Raw genomic sequence first — 15662 nt, 5'->3', positions numbered from 1 at the left:
TTACAAATTAATGACATAAGTCATAAATATACATCAGTAAATTTTAATTTATTACTAAAAGTGAATATATTTGTCGAATTGAAATAAATACCCTTTAAATATTTACAATTAGGAATATTTATTCAATCATCTTCACTTTTTATCTACTCTATAAAGTAATTCGTTATGAAATTATGGGATAAAGGAACATCGGTAAATAAAAAGATTGAAGAATTCACGGTGGGACGCGATCGTGAATTGGATGTTTATCTGGCACCCTTCGATATTATGGGTACCATGGCACACATCACAATGCTTGAAAATGTTGGCCTCTTAAATAAAGCAGATTTAGATGCTCTATTAAAAGAACTAAAGGATTTATATAAAAAAGCACAGGCTGGCGATTTCACCATTGAGGATGGAGTGGAAGATGTGCATTCGCAAGTTGAACTTTTATTGACACAAAAACTTGGTGACACTGGTAAAAAGGTACACAGTGGGCGATCACGAAACGATCAGGTATTACTCGATTTAAAACTTTTTTCTCGCCATCGCATTCATGATGTGGTTGAAGCAGTAAACAAGTTGTTTAAGGTATTGCAACAAAAGAGCGAACAACACAAAGATGTGCTCATTCCGGGCTATACGCATTTGCAAGTTGCTATGCCATCGTCCTTTGGTTTGTGGTTTGGTGCTTTTGCTGAAAGTTTGGTTGATGACTTACACATGGTATTGGCAGCCTGGAAAACGGCTAATCAAAATCCTTTGGGAGCTGCGGCTGGTTATGGATCATCCTTTCCGCTTGATCGTACGCTAACTACAAAGTTGCTTGGTTTCGACGATTTAAACTACAATGTGGTTTATGCCCAAATGGGTCGTGGGAAAATGGAACGAACTATTGCCTATGCTTTATCATCCATTGCACAAACGGTTGGAAAACTAGCCATTGATGGATGCTTGTACACGAGTCAGAATTTTGCTTTTCTGAAGTTACCAGATGAGTTAACAACTGGTTCGAGCATAATGCCGCACAAAAAGAATCCGGATGTATTTGAATTGCTACGCGCACGATGCAACCGAATTCAGGCTTTGCCCGAAAGCATTAGCATGATTACTGCCAACTTGCCAACTGGCTACTTTCGTGATTTGCAATTGATAAAGGAGCAGTTTATACCAGCTTTTGAAGAAATCATTAGTTGTTTGGAGATTGCCACCTTTGCCATCGAAAACATCGAAGTGAAGGATGAGATAATGAACGATGAACGCTATCGCCTGGCATTTAGTGTAGAGGAAGTGAATAAATTAGTTTTACAAGGTGTACCATTCAGAGATGCCTATAAACAGATTGGTGAACAGATTAATAATGATCTCTTCAAGACGGATTGCCAGGTAAAGCATACACACGAAGGATCGATAGGTAATTTGTGCACCAAAGAGATTAGTAAAAAGAAAGACAAAGTAATTAACGAATTCAGTTTTAACCAAGTGGCCGATGCCATTGACAAACTAATTCGATAACCATAAAACTTAAATTGAATGACATTATTTGAAAAATTAGCACAAAACGCAGAAACATCAAGCAACATCGATAAAACCTTATTTGACACCTATAGTGTAAAACGAGGCTTGCGTAATGCCGATTTTTCAGGAGTGCTTGTTGGTTTAACCACCATTGGCGACGTTGAAGGTTACGATAAAGCAGATGGAAAGATAACTCCAAAAGAAGGAAAACTATTCTACAGAGGAGTTGAGCTAAAGGATTTAGTACAAGGTTTTCAAGACAATAAGCGTCATGGTTTCGAAGAAACAGCTTACCTCTTACTATCGGGACAACTTCCTGACGATACAGAGCTAAAAGAATTTGATGACATATTATCAGCAGAGCGCGAACTACCACCATTCTTTTCCAAAAACATGATTCTATCCTTACGAGGTCGCGATATCATGAATATGCTGGCTCGTTCTGTTCTTGGTTTATACACAGCCGACGATAAAGCGGAGGATCTTTCTCCTGAAAACCTCATTAAGCAGTCAATCAGTTTAATTGCGAAATTCCCAGTAATTGTAGCCTACTCCTATTTTGGAATGCGTCACTCCTACCAACGTAAGTCATTGGTAATACGCCACCCACAACCGGGATTAAGTGCAGCAGAGAACTTTCTTTACATGCTTAAGGGCGATAACTACACCAAGTTAGAAGCTGATTTACTTGATTTATCATTGGTAATACATGCCGAACATGGTGGTGGGAATAACTCATCCTTTACAACAAGGGTTGTAAGCTCAGCACAAACCGACACTTATTCAGCTATTGCGGCTGCATTGGGTTCACTAAAAGGTGGCCTACACGGTGGCGCCAATCTAAAGGTAATGGACATGATTGAAAACATTAAAACAAATGTTTCCGATTGGTCTGACGAGAAAGAAGTAAGTGACTATTTATTGAAGATATTGAATAAAAAGGCTTTTGATAATACCGGTAAGATATACGGTATTGGCCATGCCATCTACACATACTCCGATCCTCGCGCTGTATTATTAAAGGAAAAAGCGAAGGCATTGGCCATCGAAAAGGGGCGATTGGATGAGTTTAATCTTTATGCTTCCATTGAGAAGTTGGCACCAGAAGTATTTTATCAATTTAAGGGTGAAAATGCCAAGGTAATTTGTCCGAATGTCGATTTCTACAGCGGCTTTGTTTACGATTGTTTACAAATACCTAAGGAGATTTACACACCAATTTTTGCAGTTTCACGCATTGCGGGATGGTGTGCTCACCGCATCGAAGAAGTGTGTGGTTCGAGCAAACGAATTATCAGACCAGCATATAAAAACGTACACGACCATATTCCATACATGGAAATGGAGAATAGATAAGAATTTTGTTGATTGGGTATGAGGGGCTGTTTCAAGGGGGAGATTGAACGGCCCCTCATTTTTTATTGCATATATATTCATAAATATTTCATTTAAATTATAAATATGCGCTTATTCATGAAAAATTAGCCAATTAAGCAAATAATTATTACCTTTGAAGCGCATAATAAAAGTCGATATGCATGCATTTATCCGCAAATTAGATAAATGCATTTTTTCTGTTTAATTGAATACGAAAGACTTAATTATCAGTAGGTATGCCAGATTTACAAAAGATTAAATTAGTGTTGGAAGACGGTACGGTCTTCGAGGGAAAATCATTCGGATATCACAAATCCATTGCAGGTGAAGTTGTTTTCAATACAGCCATGACGGGATATCCTGAGAGTTTAACAGATCCATCGTACGAAGGACAAATATTGGTAGCTACCTATCCTTTGATTGGAAACTACGGTGTTCCAAAAGATGAAAAGGAGAATGGCATCCCTAAGTTTTATGAATCAGATCGCATTCATATTTCAGGATTAATTATATCGGATTATTCTTTTGAATACAGCCATTGGAATGCAGAAAACAGCCTTCGCGAATGGTTAATTCAAAATAAAGTTCCAGGTATTTTTGACATCGACACACGCGCCCTAACCAAAGTACTTCGTGAGAAAGGTTCGATGTTAGGCAAGATCGAGATTGAAGGAGAAAGTATTGACTTTGATGATCCTAATAAGGAAAACCTTGTTGCTAAGGTAAGTGTGAAAGAAAAGCAAGTTTATGGCAATGGGAAACACAAAGTCGTTTTAGTGGATACAGGTGCCAAGAACAACATCCTACGCTGCTTACTTAAGCGCGATACAACCGTTATTCGTGTACCTTGGGATTACGACTTCACTCAGGAAGATTACGATGGCATCATGCTTTCGAATGGCCCTGGCGATCCGCAAATGTGTGCTGCTACAGTTAAACACATTCAGAAAGCAATGGAGATTGGCAAACCAATATTTGGTATTTGCCTGGGTAATCAACTTTTAGGTATTGCATCAGGTGCGAGCACGTACAAACTAAAGTATGGTCACAGAGCTCACAATCACCCTGTAATAAAAGTTGGTACTGACACTTGCTATATTACGAGCCAGAATCATGGTTTTGCCATTGATAATGATAGCCTAAGTGATGATTGGGAACCATTGTACCTCAATGTGAATGACAAAACCAACGAAGGTATAAAACACAAGAGCAAACCATTTTTCTCAACACAATTTCACCCCGAAGCCTCTAGTGGACCAACGGACACTGAATTCTTGTTCGATGAATTTATTGGCTTGATCGAAAAAAGTAAGTAATTAACTCAACATATTTTTTTTTCAAGGAGCAATCATAACTGGTTGCTCCTTTTTAATTACAAACAATACGGGGGCGCGACTTGTAATACCGCTTACAAACCAAAACGATTGATAAAAAAATCAACCTGTGCTTTTGTATCGGCATTAACTCCCGATAATTATCGGGATAATTAGCAAAATGATTTATCAATCATTTTGGAATACAATTGGTATAACCTGATGTCAATTGTCGCATCCCGAATTATTTCTTTCTCGGTTAATTTGACTATATTGTAAGAACACAAACCTTTTAATCTATATAGTTATGAACGACAATAGCAGCATATTACATGTATTCTCAGGGACAGAAATAACGGTTAATCACCTCAAAAACATTCTTGAAGAAAACAATGTTCCTTCCTTGATCAAAAACGATTATGCAGCCGGACAATCAGCAGGTTTTATGGGCGGAACACCTTTTGCAATTGATTTATATATTCAGGAAGTTGATAAGGATAAGGCTGAACCTATCATCGAAAAATTTAAAGCAACCATTCAAGATTAACACATGCTGAAATTACCATGTGCACAAGATATTATCGAAGCACACAATCGAATTAATACGCAGATTCATAAAACACCTGTTTTAACATCTGAGTCAATCAATTCAATTTGTGGGACTAATATCTTCTTCAAGTGTGAAAATTTTCAGAAAGTGGGCGCCTTTAAATACAGAGGTGCTTGCAATGCTATCCTATCTCTTTCTGATGCAGAAAAGCAAATTGGCGTTGCCACACACTCATCCGGAAATCATGCAGCGGCATTGGCTTTGGCCGCTGCTAAAAACGGTGTTAAGGCGCACATTGTAATGCCTGAGAATGCACCAGAAATTAAAAAGAAAGCAGTAGCTGGTTACGGCGCCGAAATTACGTTTTGCGAGGGAACGTTATCAGCCAGAGAAAGCACATTGGAACAAGTCATTTCAAAAACCGGTGCTAAACTCATACATCCCTACAATCAATTTGAAGTCATCTGCGGACAAGGTACAGCAAGCCTCGAATTGGTAAAACAAGTGCCACAGTTATCCACCATAATGACTCCTGTTGGCGGTGGTGGTTTATTGAGTGGTACAGCAAGCTACACTAAGGAAATACACCCTCATATCAAAGTAATTGCAGGCGAACCAGCCATGGCCGATGATGCCTATCGCTCATTCAAGAGTGGTCATCTTATTCCGGTTTCGAATCCACAAACCATTGCCGATGGACTACGAACCTCACTTGGTGAATTAACCTATAGTATCATCAGAGATAAAGTTGACGACATTATTTGTGTATCGGAAAAATCAATAATAGATGCAATGCGCCTGATTTGGGAACGCATGAAAATTATAATTGAACCATCGTCAGCCGTTCCATTGGCTGCCATATTAGAAAATCCAACTTTATTTAAAGATCAAAATATTGGCATTATTCTGTCCGGTGGAAATGTAGATTTAGGGAAATTACCGTTTTAATAAATAAAATGGTTTGCCTAGCGACAAACCATTTCTTGGGGGGGGGGATAATAAGCAAAGTAATTAGATTGCTTTGCATACTTTATCTAAAAAAGATTTCACTGAATAAAAGCAATACGCATGCCACATGCTCCTTTGGATCTATTACTTAAGGAAATTTAAAAATCATGAACAACTTTTAAGCATTAAAAAAAAGAACAAACTAGATAGCTCTATTACATAGACTTATTGCGATAGAGTCTTTCCCTTATCTATTAAGTATTTCAAGTGCTTTCTCCAATTGCGGATCTTCTCCCGTCTGCCAATGTTCATTTTTCCAAAACTCATACGGACGCGTTACTTCTATATCAGGCTCTATGCCATCTTCAATCCATTTCTTATTAACATCTAAACTTCTTGAAAAGGTATAATTTAATACCCAACCTCCTGTTAAATGCACAGCCAAAACAGAACCACCCCCACCGCCTGTATTTTCACCTAATAGCTGACAGTCTCTTAAATCATTTAAAGCTGAGACTATATGATTACCCATGCTATAGGCATTACGATTTATAATAACGACCATCTTAATATCTTCATTCACTATTTGATCTCCTATTGAATATACGGGATAGAAGTCTGTAAAGTCACAATGACCAGTACCATTTTTAAATTGTCTATAACACAATACTTTTTTACCCTTATGAAAATACTTGCAAAACTCTAATCCATCAAAACTTCCACCCATACAATCGCGCATATCAACTATAAGCCCTTTGCTCATATTGTATTCGCTCATTACTGACTTAAAATAATCAGCATTAACAAAGTCAGTTGAAATTCTAAGATAAGTAATCTCATCTGTTGCCTGAGCAAAAGTAATGTTGGGTTCAAATCGTATATCCGCAAATTGATAATGAAATTGCATTAAATTATAATGCAGTGTAATAATGCTTGTATCAGAAAAGTTAGAAATTACTTCTTTACCTTTATAACTTAACCATACATGTCCATCATTGATCTTATAAATCAATTCTTGAAATAAAGTAGCAACTTCATTGTGACTCTGAGCAGATGCAAATTTAGGACTGTACTCTTTTCGAATTTGACTCCAATCAAGCTCTTTCAATTCAAAGTACACATAATTCTTGTCCATTATATCCCAGAAAGCTTCAAATACACCAAGGTTTGAATCATCTTCATTTACCAACTTAGTGCAACTACTAATTAGTACAGCCAAACTAAAAATCAGAAAAATTAAGTTGCCAAGAAAGTGTCTTTTTGTCATAATATAAGGCCTAGATGAAAGGTATTTTGAATATACTGCTGTTTATAATGGATCACATTCTGTTTCTGATATTGTATACCATAGGATAGTAAAAATGGCACTTTCTTTATTTTTAAAAAAACACTAAACCTGTTATTAAGATGAACAATATTAAAAAGATGTGAAACAGTATTGGGTTTAGTGTAATAACTATTGGACGTATCAGATAAATCAAGTGAATAGTATGGTGGTTTAGGGTAATAGCCAAAACCAATGAGGTGGTAACTAAACACATTGGCTAACTTGATTTTGCCTATTTGAGAATTAAAAGAAATAAAATTACGAATACCAATATCGTACCTCCCATACATAGACGGATTGATAGCAACTGATATATTATAAGTACTTGGGTCAATGTATTCACCTGTTAACAGCCCTTCAAAACCAATGGACAAATCGGTTTTAGCTTTATCCAGCACATACCACCTATAACCCCCACCCAGTTCAGCTTGCCAAAATCGATATAGCGTTTGATTGTTAAACCAAGAAGAATAGAGATTGGACTGTCTGGCTTCTATGCGATAATGTGTTCTGATCTTATCGTTTTTGCCTCTTTGATATTGAAAGCCAAACAAAATAGTTTTACCCTTCATCCCCATGGGGATGATCATGTCATTTTTCAATTGGAGAACACCAGTTCCAATGTATGGTATATATTCATGCTTTTGGGCAGTCAGCTTCTGTGAAATAAATATGAACAAAAACTGAAATAGGCCTATGTAAAATATAAGGCGCCATGATTTTATAATTGTTAGGAACATGGTAACGGATAAGGTTAAATTGGCATTATCGCTAAACTAGCGGTTTGCACTTTCCACAATCAGCTTACAGTTGTTAAGCTCAAAATCTTTTTTTGTGGGATTATGTTGGTTGTTGTAAATGATAACCTTATCATAGTCAATAGTGCTGATAGCTTGATATAGGCCACATAAATCACTTAAAGTAACATTATTTACCACCATTAATCGATTCTTGATTTCAATTATACTAGCAAGACCGTCAAGAGAAGTGAGAAGAGGATTATTGTTTATACTAAGACCTTCCATATTCTTCAATGCAGCATTGATGATTATTTCTTCCAAATGATTCAAATCAGCAATCGCTAAGTGTTGTATTCGATTAATAGACGACGGAACACTCAATGTTTTAAAAGATTTAAGAGAGGTTAAACTTAAATAATTCAAATGTGATGTTTTACCAAGATCAGGTAGGTCGGTCTGTTTATCATTATGAGATAGGCTAATACTGCTTCGATCCAATATTCCATTGAAAGATATAGATTCAAGTTCAGGATTTAAGAAAATTATAATATCCCCTTCATATGTAAAATTAGTACTGCTAAAATTAATCTCAACAAGGTTATCATTATGACTTATATGAATTGACTTATCGATAAAACATAGAGCGTCAAGATCATCAACACTTTGCAAAGCATAGTTTTCATATATTAGCAAACTACTATCAATTTTTCCCAGGTTTTTTAACCCCTCAAGCTTAGTTAATTGGTAGGTATTTCGAATATAAAAATGTCCTTTAATGTGTTTTAAGCTTTTTAGCGCATCAAGGTTGGTAATTTCAGGTCCGGTAATGGTTAAATCGCCATCAACAGTTGATGCAGTAAATTGATCAACTTGCTCCTGGGTTGACAAGGTGATATCAGTTGGAAGAATTTCATCTTCAGAGCAAGCTACCACACAAAGTAGCATTAGAAAGGTTCCAATAATTTTCATACAGTTAGGTTTAGTAATGCAAATATAAACCTAAAGTTTACAACTATAACACTTCATCCTAACTATTTATAATAATTTCTATGAAACCTAGAAACGCCAACCTTAAACAGCTCGCTTACTGCAACAAAACACCAGATACTTCCTAACTAACTTGAATAAATACTCATATATAGTAATATTCTATTCAATACTCAAATGCTCCAACTTAGCCCTAACATTATCTTTATATAAACGACCAAGGGGAATAATTTGCTTGTTAATTTTAAAACTTCCTGAAGTGTAACTATCGATTTTATCAATAGCAATAACAAACGATCGGTGCACCCTCAAAAACTGGGTTTCAGGTAACTTTTCTTCAATATTAGTAATGGTATTCATGGTCTTGATAACCTTACCATCTTTCAAGAATATGGATACATAATTTCGAAGGCTCTCGATGTAGCATATTTCACTCAAGACAACTTTCACCATCATCTTTTCTGATTTCACAAAAATGAAGGCATCGCTTGTCGATTTATTGGTTTCCGCTTCGGGTAATTGAATTTGCGATTGTCGTATCTTAAAAAAACGATTAATAGCTTTAATGAAACGTTCAAAAGAAATTGGTTTAATTAAATAATCCAGAGCCTGCAGTTCGTATCCTTCCAGTGCATACTCTGAATAGGCCGTTGTTAAGATCACTTCAGGGCGATCGCTTAGGTTTCGCAACATTTGTAAACCGGTTAATCCGGGCATTTGTATATCTAAAAAAAGAAGATCAACCTTATGCTGATTCAACAATGCCATCGCATCTACAGCATTATTACTTGAACCTACCAATTCAAGATAATCTATTCGTTTCACATATTCGGCTATCACATCAATGGCCAACTCCTCATCATCTACTATCAAACATTTTATCTTCATCATAAAATTCTATTGATCGTTTCCGTCCTTTAAATTGATCTTTAATATAACTAAAAACGAATCATCATTTGATTCAATTTTCAACTGATGCTCATTCGCATACAAAAGATCCAAGCGTCGTTTCACATTCTGAAGGCCTAAACCACCAACAATATCCACATCATTAGGCAAGGATAATGGAATACTATTCTCCACTTTCAAAATTAGCTTATCTTCCTTAGCTCCCATTTCAATCGAAATCATAGCAGTTTCATTTAAGCCCTTGGTACTGTGCTTAAAACTATTTTCGATAAAGGGAAGTATTAACATTGGAGCAATTCGTTTGCCCTCAAAATCGCCCCATGCATTAAAACTAAGCTCTACCCGGCTACCATAACGTATCTTCTCTAAATCCAGATAACTCCGAATACTTCCAAGCTCCTTGCTTAAATCCACTTGTGGCGCATTGGTTTCATAGAGCATGTAGCGTAACAAGTCCGATAATTTCAGAATTACTTCTAGAGATCTTTCTGATTTAGTTAATATGAGCGAATACAAGCTATTTAAGGTATTAAATAAAAAATGAGGCTGCACCTGATTCTTTAAAAACATCAACTCAGCTTCCAACTTATCTTTAGCCAAATTTTGCTGGCGCTGTTTCACATCATTCAGATGCTCCATTATTTTAACGGTCATAGGAACGGCCAAGACAGCGCCAAAATTAACACTGGCTCGAACCAATTGAACAATGCTTAAACTGGATTCCTTATTCCACTCAGGAAAGAAATTATCAATTATTAAATAGTTATCCGTCAGTCGTTGAAGGATAGAAGCAAAGAGCAAACTATGAAGGAGTAAAAAAATAAACAACCATACGTTTCCCTTATACAAAAACCTCGGAAATAATAAATAGATAACCGTGTAAACCAAAATGATTTTGGCAGGTAAGTTAATTAACTCTATCCAAATGGTTTTTTTATAATTATCATCGTGCGTGCCCCACGCAAATGCAAAGAAAAACACAAAAACCACCCAGTAAGTCAGATGCTGGAATAAGCGGTTATTAAGAATCCTGTTGAGAAATGTCTTATCCGTTTTAAAAATCTGCATGGCATTATCAATAGTAAGAAGGCAAATTACAAAGATAAAAGTAATCCCCCATTTAATAGGGGACGAAAGTTTAATTCATCAGGACAAAAAGCATAAAGCCATAAGGTATCGGTCTTTAGCCAACATTTTGCTGTTGATGCATCAATATTGGTCATTTGTCCTACTAACTTGCAATCAAGTAAATACTTCATTTTATTTGACTTTATCAAATATCAGTCAGAAATTAAACTTAGCAAATCAAATATTAGTGCTATGAAAAACCTAAGCCTATTAATTTTCAGCCTCATCGCATTCAACTCAATAAATGCACAACTTCCACAAGTAGCAAGCGGGGAACTTATACGTCATGCTAATTTTGAATCAACATTTGTTGATAACCGAAACATTGATGTCTGGCTTCCAAACAATTACTCTGACGAGAAGCAATACGCAGTCGTCTACATGCACGATGGACAAATGCTTTTTGACGCCAATACCACCTGGAATAAACAAGAATGGGGTGTTGACGAAGTATTTGGTAAATTAATTAGTGAAAATAGAATCAAAGATTGCATCGTTATAGGCATCTGGAATAACGATCAATATCGATTTGCGGAATATTTCCCTCAACGAGCATGGGATAATATCAGTCCTCAAAAACAGAAAGAAATTATTAATGGTGATGCTTATACCAAGCAATCGTTCTCATCTAAAGAACTGCTTGCCGATAATTATCTACGTTTTATTGTTCAAGAACTCAAGCCTTTTATTGATAAAACATACAGTACCCTACCGTGTAAGGCAAATACATTCATTATGGGTTCAAGCATGGGCGGACTGATCAGTTATTATGCCATATCGGAATATCCTGGAGTTTTCGGAGGGGCGGCTTGCCTTTCAACCCATTGGCCAGCTGCATCGGGTATTACGCTTAGCTATGTGGATAAGAACTATCCGAATCCTGAAACACACAAAATTTACTTTGACTACGGAACAGCAACACTCGATTCCTTGTACGAACCATATCAATTAAAAGTAGATGCCATGATGATTCGTAACGAATTTATAAAAGGTAAACATTTCGAAACTCACAAGTTTGAAGGAGAAGCACACACTGAGATTGCGTGGAATAAAAGACTCCACATCCCTATAGAATTTCTACTAAAAAAATAAACATACAAACACATTCAATATGAAGAAGATAATAAGTATTCTCATTATGACACTGGCATTAAATGCAACGATTGATGCCAAATACAAAATTGATCGATTGGAACCCGCTTTTTGGTGGGCAGGAATGGAGAATTCAGAACTTCAAATCATGGCTTATGGCCCAAATATCTCTGACCTTCGCCCGAGCATAGATTACCCAGGTGTTAGTATCGAAAGAAGCACTCTGGTTGAATCGCCAAACTACCTTTTCCTTTATTTAAACATTGATAAATCTGTAAAACCTGGCACTTTCGACATTACTTTTAACAGAAAAGGAAAAAAGGTACTTTCATACACCTATGAACTAAAAGCACGTAAAGAAGGATCGGCGGCCCGTCAAGGTTATGATGCTTCGGATGTGATGTGCCTTATTACACCTGATCGTTTTGCCAATGGCAACCCTGATAACGACAACGTAGCTGGCATGACCGAGCAGTCTAATAGAGCTGATCTTAATGGGCGACACGGTGGCGATTTAGATGGAATTATCAACAATCTGGATTATTTGGATGACATGGGCTACACAGCACTTTGGCTCAATCCTGTTATGGAAAATAACATGACAAGCACATCGTATCACGGATATGCCATTACTGACTTTTACGAAACTGATGCTCGCTACGGGAGCAACGAAGATTATCTGAGATTATCAGAAAAAGCAGAGGAACGAGGCATCAAATTAATCATCGACATGATTTTGAATCATTGTGGTTCAGAACATTGGTGGATGGAAGATTTGCCTTGCAACGACTGGTTGAATTTTCAGGATGGATGGCAGCCCACAACACATGTTCGTGAAACAAATATGGATCCTTACGCATCTGACTACGATAAAAAAATGCACAGCGATGGTTGGTTCGTCGAAACCATGCCTGACTTAAATCAACGCAATCCATTATTAGCCGACTATTTAATTTACAATACTATTTGGTGGGTTGAATACGCCAATCTGGGCGGAATAAGAATGGATACCTATCCTTATCCTGATAAAGAATTTATGTCGGAATGGACGCGTCGTGTAATGAAGGAGTATCCTAATTTCAATATTGTTGGAGAAGAGTGGTCAACAAATCCATCCATCGTATCATATTGGCAAAAAGGGAAAATTAACCATGATGGATACATCTCGTACATGCCAGGCATTTTTGATTTCCCACTTCAGGAAGCATTGATTAAAGGGCTTAATGAAGATGATAGTCATTGGGGACAAGGTCTTATAAAACTATACGGAACTCTGGCCAACGATCATTTGTATGCTGACCCGATGCAACTGGTTACCTTTCCCGACAATCACGACATGAGTCGCTTCTATACTCAAATAAATGAGGATTTTGACTTATTTAAAATGGGAATGGCCTACCTAACAGTTACCCGTGGAATACCTCAAATATACTATGGTACCGAGATTCTAATGACTAACCCTAATAGTGATTCTCATGGTGAAATACGTGGTGATTTTCCTGGAGGCTGGGAAGGTGATGAAATAAATGCCTTTACTGGTGAGGGCTTAAGTGCTGATCAAAAAGAAGCACAAGCTTTGCTTAAGAAGTTATTCAACTGGCGCAAAAGCAATACAGCCATTCACAATGGTGAACTAAAACATTTTGCACCAGCAAAACAATCAGGCATCTACACTTTGTTTAGATATAACGACGACAGCATTGTAATGTTGGTAATGAATAAGAATTCTGAGGCAAAAAATCTGTCATTAAGCAATTTTAAAAATGAAGTACTTGGTGATGCTACAGAAGCCATAAATGTAATGACCGACAAAACTATTAATCTTAAACAAGATGAACTTAGCATTGATGCACGTTCATTCCTTTTACTTGAGATAAAGAAATAATAGTATGATATCGATACACAACCATTGTAATTAATAAAATGATTTAACAATCATTTGGGAATACAATTGGTATTATATGGTATTAATGGTGAAGTAGTATGCAGTGTTGACAGAGCTGTATGTTTCAATGTCGGTTCGCAATGTAAGGTAGGAAGCTAAGTATGTAAGGCGGATAGAAGGGTATGTAAAGGTGTGTGCGGTGTATGTTTCAATGTCAGCCGACTAAGTAAGGCAGTCAGCATGGTATGTAATCGTAACAGAGGAGTATGCAAAAGTGCCAGCATTGTATGTATTAATACCAGCAGGCTATGTAAGTCAGGCAGCATTATATGTAAGTCTGACAGACGCGTTTGTAAGATGGTTGCCGTTGTATGTAATTAGCAAAATACTTTATCAATCATTTTGGAATACAAATGGTATAAACACAAAAATCCCGATTGGATACTTGCCCTCGATCCAATCGGGATTTCTTCATTCAAATATAAGAATTACTAACTTTTTAATACCTACTAACTAACCAAACAACTGAAATTAACAAGACGATCAACTGATAGGTAAGTATAATCAATGGAAATTCAACTCGTCTTATCCGGTTCCAGATAAAAGTCATTCGCTTACTTTCCATTAAATACTTTCTCATTACAATTTAGTTTTAGGTAGTTGGTATAAAGCAAAAGTGATGCCAAAATAAAAGTCAAGCACAAAAAAACAGACATCTAAATCCTTTCAGGATTCCTTCATAAAAAACCACGAATGTGGTTTAATTTGAATAGCCTCGAATGAAATTCGGGGTTCATTAATGATGTGGATAATGAATCCTAAAGGGATTCAACTTTTTATTAAAAACCAATTTCCCCGGCCATTCACTATCTAATTGGTATTACTTACTCCTTTTTCCTATTTTTGTTGAAAATTAAAAGGTGAAGGTTCATTCAGATTTATCAACATTCAAAGCTCATAACCCTGCTGTAACAATAGGCATGTTTGATGGTGTGCATTCAGGTCATCGCGAATTGTTAAAACAACTTATTGGTAAAGCTCAGCAACTCAATGGCGAATCTGTTGTCATCACCTTTTGGCCACATCCTCGCATGGTGCTGAATCAAGATAAGGAAGCACTACGTTTTCTGACGTCACCCGAAGAACGCACCATTTTGTTCAGCCAATTGGGCATCGACCATTTACTACTCATTCCTTTCACTAAAGAATTAGCCAACCTTACATCCGAAGAGTTTATCACTGACTTCTTGGTCAAACAAATAAATATCAAACACCTACTAGTCGGATTTAATCATCGCTTTGGGAAAGGTCGTCAACACAGTTTCAGCGAATATGAAGATTTCGCAAAAACATACAACTTTTCCATTTCACAAGTTGAAGCAGTTCTAACCAATGGGCTTAAAACTAGTTCTTCCGACATCCGTAATTATTTAAGTAATGGAGATATTACAAACGCAAACACCATTCTTGGTTATCATTTTTTGGTAAGCGGAAGAGTTGTAGGCGGGCAGCAATTGGGGAGGCGAATAGGTTACCCAACAGCTAATATCGAAGTAAATGAATCGCATAAATTAATCCCTCCTGATGGTGTATATGCCTGTTTAGTTCGGGTTGAAGGCAAACTTTTTGGAGGCATGTTAAACATTGGTTATCGCCCCACTGTTAATCACAATGTAGATCACCGCTCACTCGAAGTGCATATTTTTGACTTCAACCGCGATATATACTCCGAAGAAGTACAAGTGGAATTCATTGAGAGAGTGAGAGAAGAAATGAAATTTGAAAACGTAGACGCTTTAATGCAACAATTGCAAAAAGATGAGCGTATGATACGGTCGGTTGTTTGTAATTATTTGCCTAAGGGTGAATAGTTTCATCCTTCATAATAATTAACTATTTTTGCAGT

14 protein-coding genes are annotated in these 15662 nt (G+C 36.7%); 8 read left to right on the top strand and 6 right to left on the bottom strand.

Features of this window, described 5'->3' with window-relative positions; genetic code table 11:
* Positions 1-165: 165 nt before the first annotated feature.
* From argH to ACRD7B_RS06645, 5 genes are all read left to right on the top strand, one after another.
* Complete coding sequence (gene argH, locus ACRD7B_RS06665) at positions 166-1497, top strand: argininosuccinate lyase (RefSeq protein ID WP_430823711.1); 1332 nt, start codon at positions 166-168, stop codon at positions 1495-1497.
* A gap of 18 nt (positions 1498-1515) precedes the next feature.
* Positions 1516-2856, top strand: coding sequence for a citrate/2-methylcitrate synthase (locus ACRD7B_RS06660; protein ID WP_430823710.1), 1341 nt, complete (start codon positions 1516-1518; stop codon positions 2854-2856).
* A 257-nt stretch (positions 2857-3113) separates the two neighbouring features.
* The gene (carA, locus tag ACRD7B_RS06655) at positions 3114-4193 is read left to right on the top strand and encodes a glutamine-hydrolyzing carbamoyl-phosphate synthase small subunit (protein ID WP_430823709.1); all 1080 of its coding nucleotides are present in this window, start codon (positions 3114-3116) and stop codon (positions 4191-4193) included.
* Between the two features lie 304 nt (positions 4194-4497).
* Positions 4498-4737, top strand: a complete 240-nt coding sequence (locus ACRD7B_RS06650; protein WP_430823708.1) for a putative signal transducing protein — start codon at positions 4498-4500, stop codon at positions 4735-4737.
* A gap of 3 nt (positions 4738-4740) precedes the next feature.
* Positions 4741-5688: a pyridoxal-phosphate dependent enzyme gene (locus ACRD7B_RS06645; RefSeq protein ID WP_430823707.1), complete on the top strand. Its 948-nt coding sequence runs from the start codon at positions 4741-4743 to the stop codon at positions 5686-5688.
* Positions 5689-5935: 247 nt separating this feature from the next.
* On the opposite strand, the gene ACRD7B_RS06640 is transcribed toward ACRD7B_RS06645, so the two are convergent.
* The 5 genes from ACRD7B_RS06640 to ACRD7B_RS06620 all read right to left on the bottom strand — a co-directional run bounded on the left by ACRD7B_RS06640 (position 5936) and on the right by ACRD7B_RS06620 (position 10719).
* Positions 5936-6955: a S41 family peptidase gene (locus ACRD7B_RS06640; RefSeq protein ID WP_430823706.1), complete on the bottom strand. Its 1020-nt coding sequence runs from the start codon at positions 6953-6955 to the stop codon at positions 5936-5938.
* Positions 6952-7755, bottom strand: coding sequence for a hypothetical protein (locus ACRD7B_RS06635; protein ID WP_430823705.1), 804 nt, complete (start codon positions 7753-7755; stop codon positions 6952-6954). The genes ACRD7B_RS06640 and ACRD7B_RS06635 overlap by 4 nt, the downstream gene beginning before the upstream one ends.
* A gap of 36 nt (positions 7756-7791) precedes the next feature.
* Positions 7792-8724 (bottom strand): hypothetical protein, encoded by a 933-nt coding sequence (locus ACRD7B_RS06630; RefSeq protein ID WP_430823704.1) that lies wholly within the window; start codon positions 8722-8724, stop codon positions 7792-7794.
* Between the two features lie 180 nt (positions 8725-8904).
* On the bottom strand, positions 8905-9633 hold the full coding sequence (locus ACRD7B_RS06625; RefSeq protein ID WP_430823703.1) for a LytR/AlgR family response regulator transcription factor: 729 nt from the start codon (positions 9631-9633) through the stop codon (positions 8905-8907).
* Between the two features lie 6 nt (positions 9634-9639).
* Positions 9640-10719 (bottom strand): sensor histidine kinase, encoded by a 1080-nt coding sequence (locus ACRD7B_RS06620; protein WP_430823702.1) that lies wholly within the window; start codon positions 10717-10719, stop codon positions 9640-9642.
* A 252-nt stretch (positions 10720-10971) separates the two neighbouring features.
* Here ACRD7B_RS06620 and ACRD7B_RS06615 point away from each other — a divergent pair, with 252 nt between their 5' ends.
* Together ACRD7B_RS06615 and ACRD7B_RS06610 are read left to right on the top strand one after the other, a co-directional pair.
* Positions 10972-11871 (top strand): alpha/beta hydrolase, encoded by a 900-nt coding sequence (locus ACRD7B_RS06615; RefSeq protein ID WP_430823701.1) that lies wholly within the window; start codon positions 10972-10974, stop codon positions 11869-11871.
* A 19-nt stretch (positions 11872-11890) separates the two neighbouring features.
* A complete protein-coding gene (locus tag ACRD7B_RS06610) occupies positions 11891-13756 on the top strand; it encodes a glycoside hydrolase family 13 protein (protein WP_430823700.1) in 1866 nt (621 codons plus the stop codon).
* A gap of 499 nt (positions 13757-14255) precedes the next feature.
* Here ACRD7B_RS06610 and ACRD7B_RS06605 read toward each other — a convergent pair whose 3' ends face one another.
* Complete coding sequence (locus tag ACRD7B_RS06605) at positions 14256-14396, bottom strand: hypothetical protein (RefSeq protein WP_430823699.1); 141 nt, start codon at positions 14394-14396, stop codon at positions 14256-14258.
* Between the two features lie 280 nt (positions 14397-14676).
* Between ACRD7B_RS06605 and ACRD7B_RS06600 the strand changes: the two genes are divergently transcribed.
* A complete protein-coding gene (locus ACRD7B_RS06600; RefSeq protein ID WP_430823698.1) occupies positions 14677-15627 on the top strand; it encodes a bifunctional riboflavin kinase/FAD synthetase in 951 nt (316 codons plus the stop codon).
* Positions 15628-15662 lie beyond the last annotated feature (35 nt).

It is taken from the genome of Carboxylicivirga fragile, from assembly GCF_050589805.1.
In the GTDB taxonomy this organism is placed as follows: domain Bacteria; phylum Bacteroidota; class Bacteroidia; order Bacteroidales; family Marinilabiliaceae; genus Carboxylicivirga; species Carboxylicivirga fragile.
The sequence above is the reverse complement of the archived record's forward strand: the minus strand, read 5'-3'. Positions and strand labels throughout refer to the sequence as shown.

Coding starts and splice junctions, on each gene's coding strand:
- ACRD7B_RS06635 (WP_430823705.1), bottom strand. CDS start 7,755: ATGTTCCTAACAATTATAAAATCATGGCGCCTTATATTTTACATAGGC.
- ACRD7B_RS06660 (WP_430823710.1), top strand. CDS start 1,516: ATGACATTATTTGAAAAATTAGCACAAAACGCAGAAACATCAAGCAAC.
- ACRD7B_RS06645 (WP_430823707.1), top strand. CDS start 4,741: ATGCTGAAATTACCATGTGCACAAGATATTATCGAAGCACACAATCGA.
- ACRD7B_RS06620 (WP_430823702.1), bottom strand. CDS start 10,719: ATGCAGATTTTTAAAACGGATAAGACATTTCTCAACAGGATTCTTAAT.
- ACRD7B_RS06640 (WP_430823706.1), bottom strand. CDS start 6,955: ATGACAAAAAGACACTTTCTTGGCAACTTAATTTTTCTGATTTTTAGT.
- carA (WP_430823709.1), top strand. CDS start 3,114: ATGCCAGATTTACAAAAGATTAAATTAGTGTTGGAAGACGGTACGGTC.
- argH (WP_430823711.1), top strand. CDS start 166: ATGAAATTATGGGATAAAGGAACATCGGTAAATAAAAAGATTGAAGAA.
- ACRD7B_RS06650 (WP_430823708.1), top strand. CDS start 4,498: ATGAACGACAATAGCAGCATATTACATGTATTCTCAGGGACAGAAATA.
- ACRD7B_RS06630 (WP_430823704.1), bottom strand. CDS start 8,724: ATGAAAATTATTGGAACCTTTCTAATGCTACTTTGTGTGGTAGCTTGC.
- ACRD7B_RS06625 (WP_430823703.1), bottom strand. CDS start 9,633: ATGATGAAGATAAAATGTTTGATAGTAGATGATGAGGAGTTGGCCATT.
- ACRD7B_RS06605 (WP_430823699.1), bottom strand. CDS start 14,396: ATGAGAAAGTATTTAATGGAAAGTAAGCGAATGACTTTTATCTGGAAC.
- ACRD7B_RS06615 (WP_430823701.1), top strand. CDS start 10,972: ATGAAAAACCTAAGCCTATTAATTTTCAGCCTCATCGCATTCAACTCA.
- ACRD7B_RS06610 (WP_430823700.1), top strand. CDS start 11,891: ATGAAGAAGATAATAAGTATTCTCATTATGACACTGGCATTAAATGCA.